24 protein-coding genes are annotated in these 25,045 nt (G+C 40.3%); 6 read left to right on the forward strand and 18 right to left on the reverse strand.

The annotated features are described in order from the left end of the window. Positions 1-234: 234 nt before the first annotated feature. The 3 genes from menA to pplA form a co-directional block, all read right to left on the reverse strand. A complete protein-coding gene (gene menA, locus IGL56_RS12510; protein WP_002354752.1) occupies positions 235-1,182 on the reverse strand; it encodes a 1,4-dihydroxy-2-naphthoate polyprenyltransferase in 948 nt (315 codons plus the stop codon). Between the two features lie 13 nt (positions 1,183-1,195). Continuing rightward, positions 1,196-2,263, reverse strand: a complete 1,068-nt coding sequence (locus IGL56_RS12515; RefSeq protein ID WP_263306710.1) for an FAD:protein FMN transferase — start codon at positions 2,261-2,263, stop codon at positions 1,196-1,198. A gap of 254 nt (positions 2,264-2,517) precedes the next feature. Further along, complete coding sequence (pplA, locus tag IGL56_RS12520) at positions 2,518-3,447, reverse strand: extracellular electron transfer flavoprotein PplA (RefSeq protein WP_002368513.1); 930 nt, start codon at positions 3,445-3,447, stop codon at positions 2,518-2,520. Between the two features lie 277 nt (positions 3,448-3,724). Between pplA and IGL56_RS12525 the strand changes: the two genes are divergently transcribed. The 6 genes from IGL56_RS12525 to IGL56_RS12550 all read left to right on the forward strand — a co-directional run bounded on the left by IGL56_RS12525 (position 3,725) and on the right by IGL56_RS12550 (position 8,810). After that, the gene (locus IGL56_RS12525) at positions 3,725-5,671 is read left to right on the forward strand and encodes an NAD(P)/FAD-dependent oxidoreductase (RefSeq protein WP_002354747.1); all 1,947 of its coding nucleotides are present in this window, start codon (positions 3,725-3,727) and stop codon (positions 5,669-5,671) included. Between the two features lie 217 nt (positions 5,672-5,888). After that, entirely contained in the window at positions 5,889-6,311 is a 423-nt protein-coding gene (locus tag IGL56_RS12530; protein WP_002354745.1) for a NusG domain II-containing protein, read from the forward strand. A gap of 11 nt (positions 6,312-6,322) precedes the next feature. Then, entirely contained in the window at positions 6,323-6,880 is a 558-nt protein-coding gene (locus IGL56_RS12535; RefSeq protein ID WP_002354743.1) for a Gx transporter family protein, read from the forward strand. Between the two features lie 37 nt (positions 6,881-6,917). Continuing rightward, positions 6,918-7,904 carry a polyprenyl synthetase family protein gene (locus IGL56_RS12540; RefSeq protein WP_002354740.1) on the forward strand — a complete coding sequence of 329 codons (987 nt, stop codon included), beginning with the start codon at positions 6,918-6,920 and terminating at the stop codon, positions 7,902-7,904. 305 nt (positions 7,905-8,209) lie between these two features. Next, positions 8,210-8,455 carry a type II toxin-antitoxin system PemI/MazE family antitoxin gene (gene mazE / locus IGL56_RS12545; protein WP_002385128.1) on the forward strand — a complete coding sequence of 82 codons (246 nt, stop codon included), beginning with the start codon at positions 8,210-8,212 and terminating at the stop codon, positions 8,453-8,455. Further along, positions 8,445-8,810 carry a type II toxin-antitoxin system PemK/MazF family toxin gene (locus tag IGL56_RS12550; RefSeq protein WP_002370162.1) on the forward strand — a complete coding sequence of 122 codons (366 nt, stop codon included), beginning with the start codon at positions 8,445-8,447 and terminating at the stop codon, positions 8,808-8,810. The genes mazE and IGL56_RS12550 overlap by 11 nt, the downstream gene beginning before the upstream one ends. A gap of 914 nt (positions 8,811-9,724) precedes the next feature. Here the strand turns inward: IGL56_RS12550 and folP are convergent. The 15 genes from folP to IGL56_RS12625 all read right to left on the reverse strand — a co-directional run bounded on the left by folP (position 9,725) and on the right by IGL56_RS12625 (position 25,021). Further along, positions 9,725-10,516 carry a dihydropteroate synthase gene (folP, locus tag IGL56_RS12555; protein ID WP_010816067.1) on the reverse strand — a complete coding sequence of 264 codons (792 nt, stop codon included), beginning with the start codon at positions 10,514-10,516 and terminating at the stop codon, positions 9,725-9,727. Beyond that, positions 10,509-11,102, reverse strand: a complete 594-nt coding sequence (locus IGL56_RS12560; protein ID WP_002354736.1) for a non-canonical purine NTP pyrophosphatase — start codon at positions 11,100-11,102, stop codon at positions 10,509-10,511. The genes folP and IGL56_RS12560 overlap by 8 nt, the downstream gene beginning before the upstream one ends. A 3-nt stretch (positions 11,103-11,105) precedes the next feature. After that, entirely contained in the window at positions 11,106-11,675 is a 570-nt protein-coding gene (gene folE, locus IGL56_RS12565) for a GTP cyclohydrolase I FolE (RefSeq protein WP_002383148.1), read from the reverse strand. Next, a complete protein-coding gene (folK, locus tag IGL56_RS12570) occupies positions 11,669-12,154 on the reverse strand; it encodes a 2-amino-4-hydroxy-6-hydroxymethyldihydropteridine diphosphokinase (protein ID WP_002354734.1) in 486 nt (161 codons plus the stop codon). Before folK ends, folE begins: the two co-directional genes overlap by 7 nt. Then, positions 12,155-12,517 carry a dihydroneopterin aldolase gene (gene folB / locus IGL56_RS12575; protein ID WP_002354733.1) on the reverse strand — a complete coding sequence of 121 codons (363 nt, stop codon included), beginning with the start codon at positions 12,515-12,517 and terminating at the stop codon, positions 12,155-12,157. It lies immediately after the preceding gene. A gap of 197 nt (positions 12,518-12,714) precedes the next feature. Next, on the reverse strand, positions 12,715-14,064 hold the full coding sequence (gene gor / locus IGL56_RS12580) for a glutathione-disulfide reductase (protein WP_002354732.1): 1,350 nt from the start codon (positions 14,062-14,064) through the stop codon (positions 12,715-12,717). 85 nt (positions 14,065-14,149) lie between these two features. Next, positions 14,150-14,548, reverse strand: coding sequence for a hypothetical protein (locus tag IGL56_RS12585; RefSeq protein WP_002354731.1), 399 nt, complete (start codon positions 14,546-14,548; stop codon positions 14,150-14,152). Positions 14,549-14,570: 22 nt separating this feature from the next. Then, positions 14,571-15,710: a helix-turn-helix domain-containing protein gene (locus IGL56_RS12590; RefSeq protein ID WP_002370166.1), complete on the reverse strand. Its 1,140-nt coding sequence runs from the start codon at positions 15,708-15,710 to the stop codon at positions 14,571-14,573. Next, positions 15,688-16,353, reverse strand: coding sequence for a hypothetical protein (locus tag IGL56_RS12595; RefSeq protein WP_002354729.1), 666 nt, complete (start codon positions 16,351-16,353; stop codon positions 15,688-15,690). Before IGL56_RS12595 ends, IGL56_RS12590 begins: the two co-directional genes overlap by 23 nt. A gap of 262 nt (positions 16,354-16,615) precedes the next feature. Next, positions 16,616-18,169 (reverse strand): hydantoinase/oxoprolinase N-terminal domain-containing protein, encoded by a 1,554-nt coding sequence (locus tag IGL56_RS12600; protein WP_002378874.1) that lies wholly within the window; start codon positions 18,167-18,169, stop codon positions 16,616-16,618. Then, entirely contained in the window at positions 18,170-19,264 is a 1,095-nt protein-coding gene (locus IGL56_RS12605; RefSeq protein WP_002354727.1) for a DUF917 domain-containing protein, read from the reverse strand. Between the two features lie 19 nt (positions 19,265-19,283). Further along, positions 19,284-20,558, reverse strand: a complete 1,275-nt coding sequence (locus IGL56_RS12610) for a cytosine permease (RefSeq protein ID WP_002354725.1) — start codon at positions 20,556-20,558, stop codon at positions 19,284-19,286. Positions 20,559-21,239: 681 nt separating this feature from the next. Further along, positions 21,240-22,802: a PucR family transcriptional regulator gene (locus IGL56_RS12615; RefSeq protein WP_002354724.1), complete on the reverse strand. Its 1,563-nt coding sequence runs from the start codon at positions 22,800-22,802 to the stop codon at positions 21,240-21,242. A 23-nt stretch (positions 22,803-22,825) separates the two neighbouring features. Then, on the reverse strand, positions 22,826-24,073 hold the full coding sequence (locus IGL56_RS12620) for a peptidase U32 family protein (protein WP_010816068.1): 1,248 nt from the start codon (positions 24,071-24,073) through the stop codon (positions 22,826-22,828). A 27-nt stretch (positions 24,074-24,100) separates the two neighbouring features. Next, entirely contained in the window at positions 24,101-25,021 is a 921-nt protein-coding gene (locus IGL56_RS12625; protein WP_002354722.1) for a peptidase U32 family protein, read from the reverse strand. Positions 25,022-25,045: the final 24 nt, after the last annotated feature.

Genomic DNA, 25,045 nt, shown 5'->3' on the forward strand with positions numbered 1-25,045 from the left:
TATACCAGGGTTTACAACACCTGTTATTTAATAATCGTTACTAAAAAAAGGCGATTTTAGTCAATTTTTATCAAAAATCCCCGACAAAAGTTTAAGGTTTCTATCCATTTAACGAGAAAAGCTCAAAAAGTTAGTAATTGATACTAACTTTTTGAGCTTTGTGTAACACTTTTGAAGAAGTCGCTTGAAAAAAAACAGTATTTTTTTCGTATTTTCTTCTACTTTTTTAAGAATCTAGCCAAGCAACGCACTAATTAATAGCCCTAAGGCATAGGTGCCATTGAAAACCATTAAGTTTTTAATGGAATGACGGAAACTTTTCGGCTGCGGCAATTCTTGTTTAAACGTTTGAATATTTTTCCAAATGACAGGCAAAGTAGCAAATGTAATTAACACTGGCCATTGATAAATACCACTAATGAAGCCGAATAAAATCACCAGATACCCAGCTAGCGCTAACACTTGAAACAGCACAATCCCTGCTGGGCGCCCGATATAATAGACTAATGTATAACGGTGGTTCTCAATATCCGTGTCTAAGTCCCGTAAATTGTTGGCGAGCATGATGTTAGCAATCGAACAGACCAAGGGCAAGGACGCCACAACAATCGCAAGCACCGCCCAGAGATTGCCGTCTAAGCGAAAGGCGCCGCTAGCAAAATCGACCGTTAAGTAAAACGGCGGATTGGTGACGACGTTCAAGTAAACGGCTAAGACGAAGATGCCTAAGCCCATCGTGAAGCCACTGAAAATTTCCCCTAAGGGCATGCGGGATAACGGAATCGGTCCATACGTGTAGAAAATCCCGATGAAGCAGCAAATCCCCCCTAATACGAGGAAGAGCCAGCCGGTTTGAACCGTTAAGTACGCACCCACAACGGCAGTGAAGGCAATCATGGCGAAAATCATGTTGCGAACTAGTTGTGGTGAAACGCCTGATTGTCCGATAATATTTTCTTCATATTTATAGACGTCAGATTTGGCTTTTTTGAAGTCCATGTAATTATTAATGGCGGTGGTGGCCATATCAAAGACCACCATGCCAATGAAGAAAACCAGCGTGTTGCTCCACTGAACTTCCCCGAAATAGGTCATTGAAAACAAGACCCCGATAATGAAGGGAAAGAGACTGGCAAGCTTCGTCTGAATTTCCACTACTTTTAAAAACACATTTAAAGACATTTTTAGTCGCTCCTTATTTCAAATCGGCCCGATTCCCCATCGTATAGCCAGAGTCTTTGCCGATTTCAAAGTTGCCTTCGATATCTTTGCTGATGTAGACTTTGTCGTCTTTTGTGACGAAAATGGCATCGGTTCCTTTCAGACTTTCGACATATTCTAGTCCTTTTTTGACGCCCATTGAGAAGACGGCTGTTGAGAGACCATCACCATCGATGGATTTGTCGGTGATAATGGTGACACCCGCGATGTCGTTATCAAACGGATAGCCAGTTTCACGATCGAAGAGATGGTGGTACGTTTTACCATCGACTTTTAAGTAGCGTTCATAAATTCCTGATGTGACTAAGGTTTTGTTGCTTTCTTTGACTTGACCTAAGACTGTGTTGCGGGCTTTATTCGGATCTTGAATGCCGACTGTCCAGTCCATGTCTTTGCCACGTGGGCTGTGTCCTAAGACGTAAACATTCCCGCCTAAATCGACGATAGCGGTGGTGACGCCGTTGTCTTTGAGGACTTTCACGACTTCGTCGGTGATGAAGCCTTTGGCAATTGCGCCTAAATCCAATTGCATGCCTTTTTCTTCAAGGTAAACGGTTTGCTCTTTGTCGTTGAATTTGACTTTCGTGTAATCAACGAGTTTCAAGGCTTGATCAATTTCGGCTTGGCTTGGTTTGCGGGCATCATCGAAGCCAATGTGCCACATAGAAGTGATTGGGCCAATTGCCATGTCGAAGCCGCCGCGGGAGTCTTTGCTGTATTCATAGGCTTTTTTCAACAAAGGATACAGGTCATCTGAGACTTTGACTGGTTTTACGCCTGCTTCTTGGTTGATTTCATCAATTTCTGAACCTGGTTGGTTGACCGTGATTTTATCGCCTAGTTCTTTGACGCGGGCAAAGGCTTTCGGTAAGACGTCTTCTTTGCCATCATCGTAGATGCGAATTTGAACGTAGGTACCAAGCATTGTTTGACGGTCAGAGTATGGTTCTGTATTAATTTTCGCTTCTGGTTTTGAGGAACAAGCAGCTGCCACAAACAGCACTGCTAGAACACTCATCATGAGCAGAAGTTTCTTTTTCATAGGATTCCCTCTTCTTTCCTTCTTTAATTAAAAAATAAGTTCTCTTGCATAGTAGCCTTTTTTGGAAAAAATGAAAAGTCTTTCTCTTGGAAATTCACAAATTTCTGTGAAAAAATTTGTGAAATGATGGACAGAACTAGCGAAGAAAAAGGGGCGGGAAAGTCAGCCAACCGACTTTTTCCCAACCCCTCAATGGTGTCAAGTAATTGCTGAAAAGCGTTTCAGGAACTACTTCACGATTCATTTATTATTACTTATTTTGTTACGATGTTGTCAACAACGATTTCAGTTGTGTCGCCTTTTTCAGCAGCGTTCACTAATTGTTGTGCGTAGTTGATGAATGAATGTGTGCTGTGTGTTGCACCAGTTACCACTTCAACACCTGCAGGTGAGCCGTCTTCTTCGCCCATTGCTTTAACAAATTCTTTGTTTAATGTTTCGATATATTCTTTTGGTCCAACGCCAGCAACGTCTTTCATTTTGCTTTCGTATTCAGTGTCATCTTTTTTAGATTTGCCGTCAGCGTTCACGTTATCGTAGTTAGATTCAGTCACTTTACCATCTTTCACAGTCATTGAGAATGTTGTGTGGTAGCCGTTTGAGTCATTTTTTTCTTTCAATGAGTACGTACCATCTTTCAATGTTGCCCCATTGTCGATTTCGATTGTGTCTGTGTTACCAGCTTGTGCTGCTTGGATTAATTGTTGTGCGTAGTTTTGGAATGATTCAGATGAATGAGTCGCACCAGTTACTACTTCCACACCGCTTGCGCTTTGTGCTTTAACAAAAGAATCGTTTAATTGTTTGATGTATTCTTTTGGTCCAACACCAGATTTTGCTTTCATGCTTTCTTCATACTTAGTGTCTTCTGTTTTAGATTTGCCGTCAGCATTGATGTTGTCATATTTAGATTCAGTGATTTTGCCGTCTTTTACAGTCATTTCAAAGACTGCACGGTAACCATTTTTTTCATTTTTTTCTTCTAATTTATACGTACCATCTTTTAAATCGCCACCGGCAACTTTTTTCGCTGGTGCTGATGATTCAGTTGATTTTTTCGTTTCTGAAGATGCTGCGCTAGAAGAGTTCGTTGTGTTGTCTTTCTTGTCTGCGCCACAGCCTGCTAATACTAAACTAAATAATGCAATTGCCGCAAAACCTTTAACAAATTTATTCACTTTCATTGATAGTCACCTTTTCTTTCATGATTTTCACAAACATCAAAAGTTTGTGATACATTACACATTATAATGGTTTTAAAAACGTTGTCAAGACCATCCCCTAAAAATATTTACATTTCGGTCTTTTTTTCATCAAAAACTCATCGTTGGAGTAAATTTGTTGACAATTAAAATTTATATTAGACAAATTCGTGAAATACTTATATAATGTTAGTCGATTGTGTACTTATTAATCATTATCACTATTTTACTACTTACAATATTAAGGAGCGGATTGTCAATGACAAAGCAAAATATTGTCGTTGTAGGTGCTGGGTATGCTGGCGTTTCAGCTACTAAATTTCTAGCAAAGAAATTTAAAAAAGATACGGACGTAACAATCACATTGATTGATCGCCATTCTTACCACACTATGATGACCGAATTGCATGAAGTAGCAGGCGGACGTGTTGAACCAGAAGCAATTCAATACGACTTACAACGTTTGTTCTCACGCAAGAAAAACGTAAAATTGGTAACAGATACTGTTACTGGGATCGACAAAGAAAATAAAGTTGTGAAAACTTTAGCAGGTTCTTATCCATTTGACCAGTTAATTCTGGGTATGGGTGGCGAACCAAACGACTTTGGAACACCAGGCGTGAAAGAAAATGGTTTCACCTTATGGTCATTTGATGATGCAGTGAAAATTCGTCATCACATTGAAGCAACCGTTGCTAAAGCAGCCATCGAACCAGATGCTGAAGTACGCAAAGCAATGTTAACATTCGTTGTCTGTGGTTCTGGTTTTACTGGGATCGAAATGGTCGGCGAATTAATCGACTGGAAAGATCGTTTAGCGAAAGATGCCAAAATTGATCCAGACGAAATTACATTAATGGTTGTTGAAGCAATGCCAACCATCTTAAACATGTTATCTCGTAACGATGCTGCCAAAGCAGAACGTTATCTAGAAAAGAAAAATGTTCAATTATTATTGAACTCACCAATCGTTGAAGTTGCAGCAGATCACATTAAATTAAAAGATGGTTCTGAAGTACCAACGCATACGTTAATCTGGACAGCTGGTGTGAAAGCAACTTCTGATGCCGCTGACTTTGGTTTAGAAGCAGCCCGTGGTAGTCGTTTAGTTGCGAATGAATACATGCAAGCTAAAGGCTACGAAGACAAAAACATTTATATCATTGGTGACTTGGTTTATTACGAAGAAACACCAAATACACCAACTCCTCAAATTGTTCAAGCAGCTGAACAAACAGGTCATACTGCGGCTGCCAACATCGTTGCAGATATTAAAGGTGGCGAAAAACACGCCTTTAAAGGAAACTACCAAGGATTCATGGTTTCCATCGGCGCGAAATGGGGCGTTGCCAACTTATTCGATAAAATTCATTTGAGTGGTTTCTTAGCCATCATTATGAAACATATCGTTAACTTGAAATACTTCTTTGATATTCGTTCTGGTTACTACATGTTCCAATACATTATGCACGAAATCTTCCATATTAAAGATGATCGTTCTGTTGCTCGCGGACATACGTCTCGTTATGGCAATGTCTTGTGGAGTGTTCCGCTACGTGTCTTCTATGGTATGGTTTGGTTAGTCGAATCAATGAAGAAAATTGTCGGCAACGGCGATTACTTGAAACCAAGCACTTGGTTTGGTGATGGTTCTTGGTTCACAGATAAAGTCGTTTTCCCATTCCCTTGGTTACAAGAACAAGTAACAACAGGTGCTTCTCAAGCAACTGAAACAGCAACAACTGCTGCAAGTGGTGCGGCGGATGCGGCGGCAAGCGGTGGTGCCGATGCGGCAACACAAGCAGCGCACTTTGGTTTAAGCTACGCTTACGGCGAAACACCAATGCAAGTGTTTGATCACATGCCTAAATGGTTCGAAAGCGTAATGAAATTTATGATGCCAAACCAAGAAGTTGCTTTGTTCATGCAAAAATTCATGACAATCGTTGAAGTATGTATTGCTTTAGCATTGATTGCTGGTTTATTCACTTGGTTATCAAGTGCTGCTACAATTGGTTTAACAATTGCCTTCTGTTTATCTGGCATGTTCTATTGGGTAAATATCTGGTTTATCTTTGTCGCTTTTGCTTTGATGAACGGTTCAGGCCGTGCTGTCGGTTTAGACCGCTGGGTAATTCCATGGATTCAACGCAAACTTGGTAAAGCGTGGTATGGTACCCCGAAAGCTAGATACGGCGGTAAGTAAGCAATCGATAATCGATTGACAACTACGAGCAAAAGCTGAGACACATGTCTCCAGCTGACTATCATAGGATTTAGTATGTGGGACAGCAGTCAAGCATGACTTTTGTCCCACATATTTTCTTTTATATAATATGGTGGCTCAACTGGAAAAGAATACTTCTTTTCCGTTCATTATGTTATGATAGACAAGAAAAAAACACCAAAGGAGAGAGAAGAAAATGACGATCAAAGAATTCATTAAGAAAAGTCGCTTGAAAACATGGGACGTTATTATTATTGCTATTTTAGTTCTTGGTTCTTTTCTGCCCCTTGTTGTTTTTGCCATGCAAAACCGTGGTCAAGAAGCGGCTACGTATCAAGCAGTCTTGAAAGTAGACAACAAAGTAATCAAAGTCTTTGACTTAAAAAAGGACGGCCCGCATTATACATATAAATACGAAGCAAAAGACGGTGATTACAACCTGATTGAAGTAGATGGTGATCGTATCCGCGTGAAGGAAGCCAACTGTGCTGACTTAGTGGATGTTCGACGAGGCTGGATTTCAAAACCTGGTGAAACCCCGATTGCCTGTCTACCCCACAATTTGTTTATCACCGTGGAAGCTTCTGATGGGAGTGAAGACGGTAGCTTAATTTATTAAGCACGACAACTATGAGCAAATTACACAAGAATATTTATATTGCTATGCTCGTTGCCCAAGGGGTCATTATTGGTTTAATCGAAAATATGATTCCTTACCCTTTCGCATTTGCTCCTGGGGCAAAGCTCGGTCTAGCAAATTTAATTACCATTATTGCGATTTTCACCATGCGTAAGCGTGATAGTTTTTTCTTGGTCTGTTTACGTTTGATTTTAACGACATTACTGGGCGGCACACTTTCGACCTTTTTCTATAGTGCCAGTGGTGCCTTATTAAGTTATTTCGGCATGTTGCTTGTCAAGCAGCTGGGGCCAAAACGGGTCAGCATTATTGGGATTAGTGCCGTTGGTGGTTTCTTACACAACGTTGGTCAGTTGCTAACGACCTCTTTCTTTGCTCATTCGTGGGCGCCGATGCTGTACTTACCATTTTTATCTCTGTTTGGGTTACTCTCGGGGATTGCCATTGGGATTGCCGCTAATTATTTACTACAACATGTCCAGACGTTACGAAAATTCCAACTGAATTATGAACAAACAACGAAACATAAGTGGAGTCAATTTTTCTAATTGAAAACCTGTCCGCCACAATTAAAGGAGTCATCTTATGAATATACATCCTATGTGGAATACCTATCCTACGTTATCAAAAGAATTAACAACTACTCTTCGCTTGATGGAACAAGCGGTTCAAATCGATAATCAAGAGATTCAAGCTGCTGTCCATGACATGATTCATTCTGGCGGCAAATTGCTACGTCCAGCCTACCAACTGTTGTTCTCTTATTTTGGTGAACAGCGGGACCCTAAAAAGGCGACAGCGTTAGCGGCTTCCATTGAATTACTGCATACCGCCACGTTAGTTCACGACGATATTGTCGATGAAGCTGATACGCGTCGTGGCTTGCCAACATTGCGTTCGCGCTTTGGAAATAGCACAGCCGTGTATACAGGCGATTATCTTTTTGTTTGCTGTTTCAAGCTCTTATCTGATTATTCTTCTTCATTAAAAAGCATTCAATTAAATTCGCGCAGTATGGAAAAAGTCCTGACTGGTGAGCTTGGTCAAATGGACAATCGCTATAATTTCGAGGTAACGATTGACCAATATTTAAAAAACATTTCTGGGAAAACAGCGGAATTGTTTGCGCTAAGTTGTTTTGTCGGTGCCTATGAAAGTGGCACCTCCCAACGTTTTGCTAAACGTTGTGGTGAAATCGGCGAAAATATCGGGCTGGCTTTTCAAATTATTGATGATATTTTGGACTATACACAAACTGCCGATGCCATCGGCAAACCCGTCTTAGAAGACGTACGTCAAGGCGTGTATTCTTTGCCCTTGATTTATGCACTTGAAGCCAATCGTGAAGTCTTGTTGCCACTTTTAATGAAAAAAGAAACCTTGACCGATGAAGAAACACAGGAAATTTATCGTCTTGTCCATGAACTAGGTGGCGTAGAAAAGGCCCAACAATTAGCCACTCATTACACAGAAAAAGCGCTGAAAGAAATCAGCAAACTTCCTGAAACAAAGGCCCAAGCGAAAGAACAATTGTATGAAATTACACAAACGATTTTGACAAGAGAAAATTAAAAAAGCCGCTGGATCCTATTGAGGATTTAGCGGCTAGCTTTTTAGGTGATACCTTGGTATAATAAACACGAAGAGAGCGTACTAGACATACGCTCTCGGGTAGACCGTTTAAGACGGTAGCTTGATTTTAATACGGAAATAAACCCGTCAATCTTCGCTAAAGGTTATGACGGGTTTATTTTTTGTCGTTTTTATTACTGATTTTGACAATTAATGTTGTTACTTATACAACTTAACTACTTTTGTTGCTTCATTCCATCTCTAATTTGTATTACCTAGTGAATACATGTTATACTAATTAAAAAATGGAGGTGTTAGCTATGACATCAACAAAAACAAGAAAACAAGGAAACTCATTAGTTATAACAATTCCTGCTACTTTAGGAGTTAAAGAAGGGGAAGAATTTGTTATTCTTCGCAAAAATAATGGCTCCATCGCATTGATTCCAAAAGTAGAAGATTTTTTTGAAAATACTGCTGAAGGAGAGTTTTATCTTCCTGAATTAGCGATTGATTATTCACCTAGCGGAGGAGAAGTTGATGGGCTATAAACCAACTCAAAGAGATATTGTTATTATCGACTTTGCGCCTTCTAAAGGTTATGAAATCAGAAAACGACGACCTGCTCTCGTAATGAGCAAAGACAGTTACAATATTTCAACAAATTTAGTTATTGTCTGTCCAATAACCTCGTTGGATAAGGAACGTCCTTTTCTTGTCCCTATTTATAGCGAAAAACTTCATACCTCCGATAATGCAGTAAGTAAAGTGAATACGCTCCAAGTCTATTCACTCGACTATACAGAACAGGCACAACGCAGAATAAAATATGTAGATACGTTAGACGAAGAAACATTTTACGAAATTGCTCAAAAGTTTTTACAAAACTTTTCTTTTGCTGTTTAATTCGGCTTCAACTGAACACGCATATATGATTTACTATTCGACTTTTCCGTTTCAACTTGCTATAATAAACACGAAGAGAGCGTACTAGATATACGCTCTCGGGTAGACCGTTTAAGACGGTAGCTTTAATTGTGGATAAATAAACCCGTCAATCCTTGCTAAAGATTATGACGGGTTTATTTTTTGTCGTTTTTATTACTGATTTTGACAATTAATGTTGCGAAAGCAATCGCAAGCATCAATGCTTCAAAGACAGTCACTACTATTCCTTTCTAGGGAAAGAGCAAACAAGCAAAAACATTGGCAGTCCCCCTTTTTTGAGAAATTGCCACCGTCATAAACTTCCTACTTGTGTAGTATAACACATTTGCACCTTCCTAGAATACGCTTTCTTTTTTATTTACTATTCGACTTTTCCGTTTCAACTTGCTATAATAAACACGAAGAGAGCGTACTAGACATACGCTCTCGGGTAGACCGTTTAAGACGGTAGCTTTAATTTATTGGTTAATAAACCCGTCAATCTTCGCTAAAAGTTATGACGGGTTTATTTTTTGTCGTTTTTATTACTGATTTTGACAATTAATGTTGCGAAAGCAATCGCAAGCATCAATGCTTCAAAGACAGTCACTACTATTCCTTTCTAGGGAAAGAGCAAACAAGCAAAAACATTGGCAGTCCCCCTTTTTTTGAGAAATTGCCACCGTCATAAACTTCCTACTTGTGTAGTATAACATATTTGTACCTTCCTAGAATACGCTTACTTTCCTGATTATTCAACAGCCGCTTTCTTTTGTAATAAAAATCGCGCACCGTTTACTGGGATAAAACGATTCAGCCAACTAAAATTTTTTAGACTAAACAGACCGACCATCTTTTTTGATGGTCGGTCTGTTTAGTCTATTGCTCCGCCTTTACTCCTTCTCCGACAATGCTCGCCAGACATCAAATGTTTGTTTTAAGCCTTGGACATTATGAACACGTAAAATTTCTACGCCTTGTTGTGCTGCATACAAGGAAGCAGCGGCTGAGCCAAAATCACGGTTGGCTGGTTCTGGTTCGTTCGTTAAAGCGCCAATGGTTCGTTTGCGAGAAACGCCGTATAGTAACGGATAATCTTGGTAGCGAAAGGCGTTAGGATCTTTTAACAGTTGAAGGTTTTCTGCGACAGTTTTATGAAAGCCAATCCCTGGATCGAAACAAATTTTTTCTAAGGAAAGCCCATATTTTTGGCATTGTTCAATTTTTTCTGTATAAAATTGGTGCAACTCTTCTTTTAAAGAAAGGGATTGGTGTTTTCTGGAATGCATAATCACAACTTGGACTTCAGGATATTGTGCGAGGACTTCTGCCATCCCCGGAGTGTCTAATCCTTTGATGTCATTAATCATTGTGGCACCAGCTTGGATCGCGGCTTCTGCTACTTCGGGATAGTAGGTATCCACAGAAATCGGCGCTAGAGAAGTCTCACGTATTTTTTTAATTAACGGTAATACTCGGTCTGTCTCAACTTGTGGAGAAACTTCTTCGTAGCCAGGACGTGTGGATTGGCCGCCAATGTCTAAAATATCGGCCCCCGCTTCTAGTAGATGAAGCGCATGTTGATAGGCCACGTCGACCGTTGTGTAGCTACCGCCATCAGAAAAAGAGTCGGGGGTCGTGTTGACAATCCCCATAATTTGGTAATTCTTTTTTAAATCAATCATTGTCACATTGCTCCTTTATCTGCTGAATCATCTTTCGTAAAGCCCGCATTCTAGGACTTATCTTCATTCGTTCACTCGTGGACAACTCCGCTAAGGTTTTGCCTCGATCTGGTAAATAAATAATCGGATCAAAGCCATAACCACCTGTACCGCGCGGTTCAACTAATTCACCAGTCAAAGTGGCTTCCGTTTGCAACAGTTTGTCGTCATCGAGTACATAGACCAACGTGGCTGATAAGGTTAACTCTCGGGTCGACTGTTGCCCTTCAAATAAGTGCAACAGTTCGCGGTTCTGTTCTTCCGGATTGGCTGAATGGAAAAAGCGGCTTGTATGAATACCTAATAAATCAGGAAAAGCAGTTAACGTTAAGCCGCCATCATCACCTAACACTGGGCGGCCAATTAATTGTTGGAAAAAGCGAGCTTTTAGATAAGCATTTTCAGCATACGTAGTGCCAGTTTCTGCAGGTTGTTCTTGACTGGTTGTATACTTTCGATAAGAGACAAGTTGAATAGCGGGGTCCTTAAGTCCTGATTGCATTTCTTTTAACTTACCTTGGTTATTCGTGCCAACAATGATTTCCATTTTCTAACGTATCTCCATTAAAAATTGATTTTTCCACTCTTGTTCTTTAAATAGTCCGGTAAATTGAAATGTTTTGGTGCTACTTTGTGGTGTTTTCACGCCGCGCATCGTCATACACATATGTTCCGCTTCAATGGCTACTGCAATGCCTTTGACGGGAATATTTTCTTGGAGTTTGCGGGCAATTGTCACTGTTAAATCTTCTTGAACTGTGGGACGTTTGGCACAATGTTCTACTAATCTTGGTAACTTGCTTAGTCCCAATACTTTGCCACCTTCTGGCAGATAAGCGACATGTACTTTTCCATAAAATGGCAATAAATGGTGTTCACACATTGAATAAAAGGCAATATCTTTTACTAGAACCATTTCGCCTTCATTTAAGCTATCAAATAATTTATAATCGTCAAATTCAGGTTCGGTTAATCCACTAAAAACTTCTGCATACATTTTAGCTACGCGTTTGGGTGTATCAATGAGTCCTGCCCGTTGAGTATCTTCCCCCACTGCTTCTAAGATTGTGGTAACTGCCTGCTCAATTTGCGCTTGTTTTTCCTGCTCCATCTCTACCATTCCTTTTCGCTTACTCGCACTTCTTCTTGATTGCCACTGCGCTGAATCCACGTAGCTATTGGCGCGCCCAATAGTTGTTCCTCTGCGTAAACATCACTTAAGGGAATCAAAACAAATGACCGTTTTGTTAATTCTTGATGAGGAACTTGTAAGTGGGGCAACGTGACTGACTGCCCCCCTAATAATAAAATATCAATATCAATAATCCGCGGACCCCAGTGAATTAATTTTTTACGTTTCATTGCTTGCTCAATCCCTTGGGTAACAGCCAATAACTCTTCAGCGGTATAGCTAGTATCAATTTTCAATACGGCGTTCAAAAAATCATCTTGGTCTGTATAGCCGTAAGGATCCGTTTCATAAAGTTTTGAAGAAGCCACGACCTGAATCTGCGGGTCTTCGTTTAAATAATTGCGGGCTTTCACTAAATTTGCGTATGGATCGCCGACGTTACTACCTAATGCTACATAGCCAATCATCTATACTTCTCGCTCCATTTCAATTTCAATATTGTCAAAAAGGCCGGGCATCGGCACACTATATTTTCTAATTTTAATGATAATTTTGTTCAATTGTTCTTGATAATCTGCGGAAATATCATCTAAAATAGCACTCGCTAACCCTTCGATTAAATCGTACGAGTGATTGTTTACTCGTTGGGCAATCAATTCATTCACTTCGGCATAATTGACAGTTTGAGTGACATCATCTGTTCGCCCTGCTTCGGCTAGCGACAACTGCATTTCAAGGTCGATTTCTACTTGCTGTCCTAGACGTTTTTCTTCTGCCAAAACACCATTTTTTGTGAAAAATTTCAAGTTGTTAATTCTAATTTTATCCATCCTCTAACTCCCTACCCTCTGTTTTGCTGATTTTTTTAATCATAGCATATTTCTTGGAAAAGTCAGTAGTTAAAAGATGGAAAAGTGGTTATTGGTATGATATAAAAAATTACTTTTTACGAATCAAATAATATAACTCGTGTATTCAAAAAAGAGCGTTGCTGATGCAACGCTCTTTTTTGGGGTTTATTCGCCTTTTATCGCATTGTTACAAATTCTTCTGATCCTGTTGGATGAATCGCAACAGTATTATCAAAATCAGCTTTGGTCGCGCCCATTTTAATAGCGACTGCAAAGCCTTGTAGCATTTCGTCAACACCGATGCCGATGCCATGCAAACCGACAATTTTTTCTTCTTTGCCGACACAGATTAATTTCATGTCGCATTTTTGACGGTATTCTCCTAAAGCGAAATACATTGGCGTAAAGCTAGAGCGATAGATTTTCACTTGGTCTTCACCATATTCTTCAAGCGCTGCTTTTTCCGTCAAACCAATTGTCGCAACTGGTGGATGGGTAAAGACCACCGTTGGTACCAAGTTATAATCCAAATATAAATCGGTTTGTCCGTTAAATAAGCGTTCAGACAGGCGCCGACCAGCGGCAATCGCGACTGGCGTTAAGTCGATTTTACCAATGACATCGCCGACTGCGTAGATGCCATTTTGCGTGGTATTTTGGAATTTATCTACTTTGACGTAGCCTTTTTCATCAAGTGCTACTTTCGTATTTTCTAAGCCTAATTGATCCGTGTTCGGCTGACGGCCTGTCCCGAAAATCACGGCATCTGTCGTGATTGATTCACCATTTTCAAATGTAATAACGTACTCATTCTGCGCCGTTTTTTCAATTTTAGCTGGTGTTGCATTCGGATGAATTTGCATGCCCATTTCTTGATAGCGTTCTACGACTTTTTCAGAAAGCATGTCATCAAAGCTTCGTAATGGTCGTTCATGACGGAAGGCCCAATGTGTTTCTGCGCCTAAGCCATGTAAGGTTCCTGCTAATTCGGCTGCGATGTAACCCGCACCGACAAAGACCACACGTTTTGGCATTTCTTCTAATGCAAAGAAGCCGTTTGAATCTAAGGCATATTCTTCTCCTGGAATACCTAGTTTTTTCGGACGACCACCTGTCGCAATTAGAATGTGCGGCGCCGTATATTCTGTCCCATTGACTTCAATTGTTTGCTCCCCAGTAAACGTAGCGTAACCATGGATACGTTCAATGTTGTTACTGTCTAAACCACGATTATACGCACCATGTAAGAAGTCAATATATTTTTCACGATTTTCAACTAATTGTTTAAAGCTAAAATTTTTGATTTCAACATCAAACCCGTAGCCTGCTGTGTCTCTTTCCATCATTTCCATCATGCTGCTGGCTTGCCACATGACTTTTTTAGGCACACAACCAACGTTGACACAGGTCCCACCAATTTCGTTGCCCTCAATTAAAAGGACGTTGGCTCCGTGCATTCCTGCGCGGTTAGCAGAAGCAATCCCGCCACTACCGCCACCAATAACAATATAATCATAGGTTTTCATTTATTCTGCTCCCTTTCAATTTGAACTTTCTCCCTTATTATCGCAAAAAATAGCAAAAAAAGACAGTCGTATTACTTACTTTTGTTTAGTTTTCTGCTGCTTCTGTTTTATGGATTCGTTCCGTAAAAGCACTGGGGGAAAGGAATTCAATCGTAGCATTGTCGAAGGGAATTCCTAAATCTTCTTTCGTTACGTTTGGGTTCATTGTAATGACGTAAAGTGTTTTGCCTAAGGAAAGTGCAATCCCAATTTCTAAATAACTTAGTCGGTCAAAGTCACCATTAATAAAAACGTAGGTTGCTTCGTGAAGATACCGTTTTATCACTTCAATATCTGTAAACATTCCGGTTTGAACACAATCTGCTAACCCGAAGCCCACTGCACCCATACAGCCATGCTCATCTTCAAACAGCTGAGGATCTACCAAAAGGTCCGTTTGAATACGAGGGTTTTGACCAATTTGGTAGGCGAATAATTTAGCCATAGTTATTCCTCCTTCTTTTTGATTACTCGTTAGAACGTAATAATTCAAGAACAATTTCTGTTTTGTCCTGCTCCGTTTGAATAGCTGTTCCTAATATCTTTTCTATTTCTTCTTTAGGTAATTTAAAAGCTTGATTTAGTTGACTTGCAGGAATGACTTGGTGCTCTAAAATCATGTGATAAACTTTTTGGAAAACTTCTGGCTGTTCGATAGTCAGTTGTTCATCGTAAGGCTCTTTCGTTTTCCATTTATTTTTAGCAATTCTTTTATTTAAATAGAGACGTTGATCATCATTAATTAACGCTAATGTGTATGTTTTTTGAATCATTGATTGAAGAGAAACTTTCCAATACTTTTTCAAATCAATATAGTATTCTAACGAAATAGACAAGAGCGAATCAGAAAAAGCCGCTGAAGGAAGGAGAAAATGCGCAGCAAATAGATTTGCTTGATACTCAATAATGTTCTTTAATTCTGTTTGCGAATACTCATGAATACTTTCAACACCGTTGTGTAATAAAATATGTCCTAGTTCATGCGCCACGTTAAAACGACGACGGACAGCAGATTCATGATTATCTGTGAGCATAATAAACGGCCGACCAATCATCCAACGCGAAACCGCATCTAGTGTTGGATTGGACATGTTGGCTTCTGAAATAATCACACCATTTTGTTCAGCCAACTGAATGAGATTAGGGACTGGCGAAATCAAGTCTAAGCCCCAAATTTTCCGTAATTCCTCAGCCTTTTTCACAATTTCTTCTTCTGTGATTTCATAAATACTCTTTTCAATTAATTCTGGTAAACAAACTTTGGGAAAGTTCACATATGTTGCTAATACTTTATACACTTCTTGCACATATTTTAACCGCTCTTTTTGCATATCTCTTACTTTCTTCGTTGCCGCACTTCGGCTTCTAAAAAAAGTTGCGCCTGAATACAATTCAAATGTATCTGCTGAAAAGAAACTACGGGGAAATTGTAAAACAGAAATTAGTTTTAATATGCTATCTGCTTTAGGAATTGTTTTTCCCGATTCGTAATTCGAAATCATTTGCCTAGATAGCTCTGCTTTCTCGGCTAATTCTTTCATTGTTAATCCTCGTGCAATGCGAGCCGAAGTTAATTGCTTTGGATTAAAAATCAACCTCTCGTTCATTTTCTAGTCCTCTCCTTATCAGTTCGTCAGCGGTTGACGTAAAAGTCAAATGTAGGTCCTTACGAACTTCCTCTGGATTTTTTAAAAGAACTGGTGCCTGCGTAATATCAATTTGGTCAATCCAACGACCAACTCCAATATCTGGTAACCCTAATCGAACAAAACGTAATTGATGATTCGATCCGCCATAAGTTAGTAATAAGAATGGCGGTTGATTGGCATCATAATACTCATTTAAATCTTCTGGTTTGTCAAATAAATTATACTGCTTATTTAATAAGCTCCCACGATTTCTAAATAATGCCTTTTTAGGAACTGAAGCTTCTGATAAAACTTTCGCTGGCGTTAAAATTGCGCCTTTGGTTTCAATCATTAAGTACGTATGACCATTGACATATCGACTACTAGCTTTGTCAGCTATTTCATGTGGGATTGCTGATGAAGTTAACACTTGTTTTAAACCAACATCAACCAATCCATGCCGAACGTGTCCCCAAACTTTTTTCATTTCTGCTCGTTGAAAAATAGATTCTCTTTCTGTTAGCTCCATTAAGTAGCGATATGCTTCTCTTATGCTTAACGATAAAACACCAACCATTCGTGCATCACAATTTCTTTTTAAATGTTCTTTTAAAATACTCATTATTTTCTCTCCTTTTTTCATAACACCCCAACAACATACCATGTTAACATTTTGCCTTTTCTAAAAAAATATGTCAACACAAAAAAATGAACTTAGGAAGGTAAGTCATTTCGACTTACCTTCCTAACTCTGAATTTTAAAATAAACGGCGAGACAGATATAGCTTCTTCTGTACTCTTCAGGATAAAACTTCAATCGACAGCCCTAGCCCGACCTCATATTTCAAATAACTCTTCTTATAACTTTTGCTTTGCACTGGTCCTCAATACATATTCCCAACCACTTTTACTCGTAAGCGGGTTGCATTTTCTGGATGATAGGCGAGTGGTGTTTCTTCCACCTCGACTAACTCGATTGTGCCAGGGACTGCACCCGCAAGTTCAGCTTGTTGGACGGCTTTTTCTTGGGCATCAGTCAACGCCGCGTCTCGTTGGATTTTTGAATAAACATAAATTTGTTCGTATTGTCCGCTAATCTGAGCGATAGAGGCACCGATGGCATTCGCCACTGCTCCGTTTTCGTTGCGAATTAGCGCTTTAACGCCTGTCAATTCTTCGGGGATGATAATACTCCCACCACCAACTAAAACGACCGTCACGTCTGCGGAACTGGTCTTCATGCGATCAATCGCTTCACTGACCAATTCGCCAATTTTTTGGTACACTTTTTCCGCAAACGTTTGGTCTAAATGAGCCACTTTGCTAGGATCACCGACTTGGGCATGGCCTAAGCGAACCGCGATATCAGTGGTCGTTAATTGTGTGCCGCCAAAAACAAGGGCCTCTTGTGTAATACGGTAGCCGACACTATCGGGGCCAACTGTCACAGAACCATCTGGTTGTTCACGCACTAGACTGCCGCCGCCGACACCGATTGACACGATATCTGGCATTCTAAAATTGGTCCGTACCCCGCCAACATCAACGGCCAGTGAAGATTCTCTTGGAAAGCCATCCACTAACACGCCAATGTCTGACGTTGTGCCACCAACATCTAAAACAACCGCATCTTTCAAACCAGCTAAGTAAGAAGCGCCACGAATACTATTTGTTGGTCCACAAGCAATGGTTAAAATAGGAAACTGTTTGGCATACGTTAACGACATTAACGTACCATCATTTTGACATAAGTACACTTGGGCGTGATGAATTTTTTCTTGTTCTAAGGCTTGTTCAAAGCCTTCGCTGGTCACTTTAATTACTTTGTGCAACGCAGCATTCAAAATTGTCGCATTTTCCCGTTCAATTAAACCGACAGACCCAATCATTGAGGAGCAAGATACAGGAACATCTGCCCCTAACACTTCCTTCGCAAGTGCTTGGACAAACAATTCTTGGTCATTTTTTAAAGAAGAAAAAACGCCAATTACTGCGATTGCCTCTACTTCTCCTCGCCAAGAGGCCAAAATCCCACGTAATTCTTCTTCGTCCAGTGCAGTCAATGGTTGTCCATCATATTCGTAGCCGCCATGTGCTAAAGCATACGTTTCTGAAAGAGTGGCCACTAAATCCTTGGGCCAAGCTGTGTAAGGCAAGACCGAAGCGGTTGCTGGATAGCCCAAACGAAGGACCCCAACTTTTGCTAATTTTTTTCGCTCAACAATGGCATTCGTACATTGGGTCGTGCCCAACATTGCATGTGTGACTTTGGTTGGGTCCACTGCTGATTCTGCCAAGACTTTATTTAAGGCGCCGGCAATCCCTGTTTGAATATCATCGGTTGTTGGAACTTTCACTGAATGAATCAAGTTTAATTGATGATCTAAAATAACAGCATCTGTATTTGTGCCGCCGACATCGATACCGATTTTATACATTTATTTGTCCTCCTTCGCTACTAAGTTTTCTAGTGGTTGATAATCCATTTCGTAGCCGAAATACCGAGGACCCACTGTTTCGATACCTTTTTTCGTTCGCCAAGCGGCATTCGCTTTCAAGCCCATTACTTGGACACGTTTGCCGTATTTCAAGCTTTCTGTTGTCACAGGCGTTAAAGTTTCTAAATCTACCATACAAATCAAATCAGGCGTCATCGCAATCACCTGACCATCTTTCTCGGCAATTAAATTTTCATTTTGAAAATGGACGACTGCTTCTGAACCAGCATCACTGTTTAAGCCACTCAATTTGACACGTCCCAAATTGAAGCCACCTTTTACTTCTCGTTCTACATCTAGAATTTTTCCTTGGAACAATTCAAAGCCATCCGTAACTTCTACTAATGCTTGGCGTTTTTCTTGTTCATCTGCATAGGTACCTCGAATCACTTTGCCAATTTCTTCTGATAATGTCACGATGTTGTGAATACCATAGTCTTGTAATTGTTTGCCTGTCGCGGGATAAATGCTCACTAAAGCACTGGCGCCCATTTCAACCGTTTGAACACGAGCAAGACGTTCTGTCCAAGTATTATCAATCGTTTCCATAATGCCAATATTTCCTTTTTCATCGGTAATTGCCATAGGGGTCGCTGACATCCCATTCAAATGGAACGTTACCATAGGCAATTCTGGAAAGGCCCGACCCATACCATCACAATCCACCAAGGGAATGCCTAGCTTCGCTGCAACAACAATTGGAATCATTGAATTGACGCCCCCAGCTTCCATTGGAAAGGTTCCCGCAATCGTTTCTTGGTCTAAATATTTTCCTAACTTCTCAAAGACACGGACGAATTCGTCGCCTTTGGGAAATTTTTCAATTGCGACAGATGGGGCACCCATCATTGCGGCGGGTAGGAAAAAATCCTCCGCGGCAATTTCTTCTGGAGAAACCAGTTTGACAGGTCCGTTTTCTTCGATGGCGGACAAAGCCATCATTTTACCAATGTAGGGATCACCGCCACCTCCTGTCCCTAAAAAAGCTGCTCCTGTAGCTATATTCTCAATTGCTTCTGCATCTAAATAACGCATTCTCCGACACTCCTCTTCTTCATTCCATTTCTAATGATTCGGTGTTCGTCTGTTGACGTTTTGCACCGAAATAATAAATAACAAACGATAAAACAATGCCAATTAGCGGTTGGTTAGGCAATTGAGGGGCATTGGGAAAGAAACTCATAATCACCGGAATGCCCCCCACTGCAGCACCAATTAGCCATGAAAAAACACCTAATTTATTCACGCCAGGCGTTGGCTGCCATTTGGTTCGATCGCCTTTGTTAATCAACCAATAGGCAGCAATCATTACACCAGCCACTGGTGGCACCATCGCAGAAAGGACAGACATAATCGGTGTAAAGTAATTTAAAATCCCCACAACTGCTAATAAGGTTCCAATGGCGCCGGCCGCACCGACAGCGACTTTTTCTTTTTCTTTTGGAATATCAAAGACATTAATCAAGGCCAGTCCGCCAGAAAAAGCATTCACGGCATTCGTGGTCCAAGTTGCTAAAATTAGCGCAATAATTCCTAAAACTGGAAAACCGAGATTCATAAAAACTTCCGTGATATCTGCGGTGTTCGAAGCAATGGTCAAGACCGCACCAACGCCAATCATCAACAAGCCTGTCGGTAAAATCCCTAATGTGGCCGCTTTAACCACATCTTTACGAGAAGAAACATATTGAGAGTAATCTCCAGCAATTACTGCGCCTAATGCAAAAGAACCGACAGTCATTGAAAGACCTGACATAAAGCTTCCTGCTGTTTGAGGTGTATATTGACTAACAGCTTCCCAACCGTTGTTTCTTAACGAAGCCACCAAGCCATAAAGACAAACCAGAACTAACACAGGAACCGCAAAATAATTCAGAATTTTCAATATTTTTATGCCATAAAGAGCCGAAATAAGCATGATAATTCCCCAGATTAAGGAAGAAAGCGACACAGGTAAATCAATGCCGTAAATTTTTAAAAAGTTCGTGAAGGCGCCGCCGCTGACATTGGCTTGCAAACCAAACCAACCTAAGCAAGCAATCGCTAGAATAATAGAAATGATCTTTTGCGAACCTTGAATGCCAAACACTTGAGAAGCGACTTTGACAGAAGGTTCTTGTAAGTCGGAACTTTGAATTCCTTGTAAAATCATTAAAATAACAATAATACCGTAACCAATAAATCCTGTTAACAAAGCTTCCCATAAAGGCATGCCTGCAACTAACGTTCCTCCAATAATTAATCCTGGCACGCTAATCATTGCGCCCGCCCAAACAAATGCTAAGCTAAGCCACGATTGTTGTTGCTCGTTTTTTAATTTCATTCTCATTCCTCCTTAATTATTTTTTCAATTATAACGAAAAATCAGTCATAGGTCTTTTTCAAATTGAAAAAAATATCGAGGAAGTTTTGGCTTAAAATAAAAAAGCAGACAAGAGCCTGGGACAAAAATCACTTTGGATTTTTGTCCCAGGCTTAAAAATTGATAAACGGCGGAAACAGAAGCAACACTATGCGTTGCTCCGATCTCAACAACTTCTAAGGTATTTTCTCGACATGCGTCTCGTCACAGTACAGCCTTCAAAAGAGCTACAACTCTAAGAGTTGCGATGTTTCACTGTGAAGCATGAACAGATGAAATCATCGTACCTACTTGGTGAAGGTCCTTCGGAACTTACAAGGATAAAACTGTGACGAGCCTTTGGCGAGAAAACAATAAGCCGAAATTGTTGAGAATCACGAAGAACGTAGTGATTCGATGATGAACAATACCTACTTGGTCTCCAAAAATTAAAGAACACCGGGTAGGTATCATGCAACATCAACTCGTACCTCGTTGTGTTTTATGACAATTTTCGGAAATTCCTTCTTATTGCTGAGAAACACCATTTGCAAAGCAAATAGATGACATCTGCGATTACTCGATGTATTTGAGCCTTTGAGAGTGTTGAACAGTACCTACGTGGTTCTCGGAGTTAAACACTTCTGTCCCGACCGCTGTCTGCTTTTTTCATTCATTCGTGACCAAGCGATATAAGATCATCGCCAAATAGACTTCATAGGCTTCGGCGGCGTTAGTCATATCATAGCCTAGCGCTTCATTAATTTTACTGATACGATATTTGACCGTATTTTTATGAACAAATAGGCGTTCGCCGCATTCTTTAAAATCACTACTTGCATCTAGTAAAAACGTTCCTAATGTCATTAACTGCTCTGATTCTTTTAAGAGAGGTTGGATAACTGCTAAGCGTTGTTGGATTGCTTCTTCTCCTGCTTGGAGACACGTCATCATTTGTTGAACTGTACGAATTTCCGCGATTGATAACACTTTTCTTTGTGGATAGACACGCTTTAAAAACGGCGCGACTTGATTAGCGGTTTGGTAGCTGACACGCACTTCAGTCGTGTTACGAACTTTCGGACAAAGGATGATTTCACCTAAATAGTCCTGATAGTCTGTGGCTTGCAAGTATTCTTTACTAATCGTGGCTTCAGGCTGTTTGTGTAAATAATTACCTAAGAGAACAATCAGATAATTTTCTGTTTGCTGGACAATCGTTGTTTGGTAATAGTAACGTAGGAAATCTTTCAAATCTTGCTGAATAGCGTGGATTTCTTGTCCTTGTTGCCAAATAGGCAAAAGCCACATCGTTTCGACAGAAGAAATATCAATCATTAATTTTTTGGCTAATTGGTACATCTTATCACTTTCATCGTTAATGATTGCTTGGACTAAGGCATACTCACTGACTTCGTCATAGTTTTTCCCCCATAAATTCAGAGCCATCTGAACGACTTCCACCGCTTGATTCATCTCAAAAGAGGTTAACTGCTCTTCTTCTCGAATGAAGTAAAGCTTCAATGTTTGTCCATCTTTCTGAGGAAGTTTTTGCGAGGTAATGAAGTAGGTCGTTTCTCCCAGCGCTACTTTCTCTTGTGATTGATAAAGTAACTTGGTTAAGGGCAATTTCGTGCTTCGCGGCCAATTGATGGTGCTGATGATTTCATTGGTATATGTGGTTAACGCAATGTTGACTTTTAAAAAATCGGATAGGATTTTCAAGGTCATTTCCACACTGCGGTTTTGTTCAGGCAAAAGGGAAACTTTTTCCAAGAGGTCCGTTGCAAAAGAAGCCATTTTATTTTTATTGACTAACAATTTCATGACTTCATAAATGACTTCGTTGTAGCGTAATGTGGGATCATTTTTAGGCATTTGGATTAAAATAAAACCTAAAGAATCCGCTAATTGAATCACTTCCTCTGCAACTTTCGGTACGATAATCCCAACGTAGTACAAGATTAGGCCTACTTCGCCTAATTCATGGAGATGCCGAATCGTTTCGCATTGCTTCACCACATCATGACGAATGGCACAAAATGAACCAATCAAAATTTCGCCAGCATGGTATTCATTTGTTTTGTGAAGTTTTTCCGAAAACAAAGACATATCAGAGACTTCTAAAAAAGAAAGAGAAGCAACAGATGTGTCCAATTGGTTTTTACCAGAAAGTACCGTTGCTTCTCGCAAAGACGGTAATTTTAATAAATCATTCACGCGGACACTCATATTTACTCCTCCTTTTGGCTGGTTTATTTTTTCTTACGAATCATATCGCCGACTGCAACAGGTTGCGTCACTTCCATTGTTAATAACATCATGGGATTAGGTGCCCGATCGATCGCTTCACCGTCTTCATTATACATCTCTTTAACGGTTTGGTGGAAATGGGTAAACCCGGGACCATAAAATTCAATTTCATCGCCGACACTGAAAAGGTTCCGTTGACGAATCGTTGCGACTTGCGTCTTTTCGTTGTACGCAATCACTTCACCAACAAATTTATATTGTGGAATTTTACGACGTTCGCCGAATAATTGTTCATCTTCACTTGGTGTATTGTAATAAAAACCAGTTGCTAATTCACGTTGTGCTACTTTCCATAATTCATCAATCCACTCTTGTTGGCAGACATAGTTTTCAGGGTCTTCCATGTAAGAATCGACGGCTTTTTTATACACATTAGCGACTGTCGAAACATAGTGAATGGATTTCATGCGGCCTTCAATTTTAAAACTATCGACACCATTTTCAATTAATTCTGGAATATGTTCAATCATAGACATATCTACGGCGCTCATTGAAAACTCTTCTTCAACTTCCCCTTCGCTGGTTTTGCTCCGACGTTCTGTCCCAAAAGGCATATCAAATAACTCATATTTCCAACGACAAGATTGAGAGCAACCGCCACGATTGGCATCCCGCATCGACATATGGTTGGATAAAGTACAACGACCTGAATAAGAAATACACATTGCTCCATGAATAAAGGCTTCAATTTCAATGTCCGTATTTTCACGAATCACTGCAACTTCCTCCATTGAAACTTCGCGCGCTAAAACCACACGTTCTAAGCCTTCATTTTTCCAAAATTCTAATGTTTCATAGTTAGTTGCTGAAGCTTGTGTCGATAAATGGATGGGTAAACCTGGTGCTTCTGTCGCACAAATTTCGATTAAAGCTGGATCGGAAACAATCACAGCTGAAATTCCGATGTCTCGCAATTCTCTGAAAAACGCTCCTGCCCCTTCCTGGTTTCCTTCATGAGTGACCATATTGGCAGCGACATAAACTTTCGCATTATGTTCGCGGGCAAAGGCTACGCCTTCCGCCATTTCTTCTGGCGTGAAATTTCCTGCGCGGCTACGCAGACCGTAGGCATTCCCTCCGATATAAACGGCATCGGCACCGTAACGAATTGCGACTTTTAGTTTTTCTAGCGTCCCGGCTGGAGCCAACACCTCGGGACGCTTCAATGTTCGTTCTGTCATTACTTTCATGTTCTTCTTCCCCTTAAATGAATCAATTTATTTTATTGCATCGGCACTTAAATCAAAGAAACCATTGTCTAAGCCACGACCTGTTGGATGTAATTTTTCAATTTCAGCTGTTGCATGAGCTGCTTGATCTTCTGACCAAGTTCCCGCTTCAAGTGCTGCTTTCGCTTCAGCAAATAAGCGAGCAATCGCGACAAAATTTTCACCTGGTGTGTAAAGGCCATCGAGCTTCCATGTGCGATAGTGATGGTCATACAAGTTTGTTAACTCATTCATCAAGTTCACATCGTTATTGGCAAAAATATGCGTACCATGACTATCTTCATAAATGGAATAGTGGGTTTCTGGTTTTTTGGGTTCAGAAATAAACAGCCCTTCGTCTTTCGTAACCCCTTTGTCGTTCTTTGTGTAATTGTAGTAATTTTGAATTAATGGGCGTTTCGATTGATGAATACAGGTCGCCCCATAGACAAGAATTTCAGCTGGAACTGCTAAGTTTTCTTCCATTGCGACCATTTCTTCAAAAGGTACTTCCCGAGCTAGGACAGCTCCGATGGCTCCTCGTTTACTCCAAAAATTGATTTGACGTGAGCTCGTTACTAAGGTTTCACCATCATAAACGTAAGGAATTTCTAATCCATCTCGTTGCATAATAAACACAATACCTGGATCACCCAAAGTAATTTTATCGACGTTGATTTCTTTTAAAAATGTCAGATACTCTGGGACTAATTTCATTTTTTCAGGGTGCATAATGCCATTTACTGCAACTAGCACTTGTTTGCCCATTTCATGTGCACGTTTCACAATCTCGCGTTGTTCATCTCGTGTAAAAGATACGGGCAAACGCAACCCGAATGTTTCTTCTCCAATATATAATGTATCCACACCTGTTGCGAGTAATTCTACAGCCTGCTCAACAGATTCTGCAGTTGCAATCAGTTCAATCATAAATATAGCCTCCTTCTTTATGAC

This window comes from Enterococcus sp. DIV1316a (assembly GCF_050536915.1).
Lineage (GTDB): Bacteria > Bacillota > Bacilli > Lactobacillales > Enterococcaceae > Enterococcus > Enterococcus faecalis.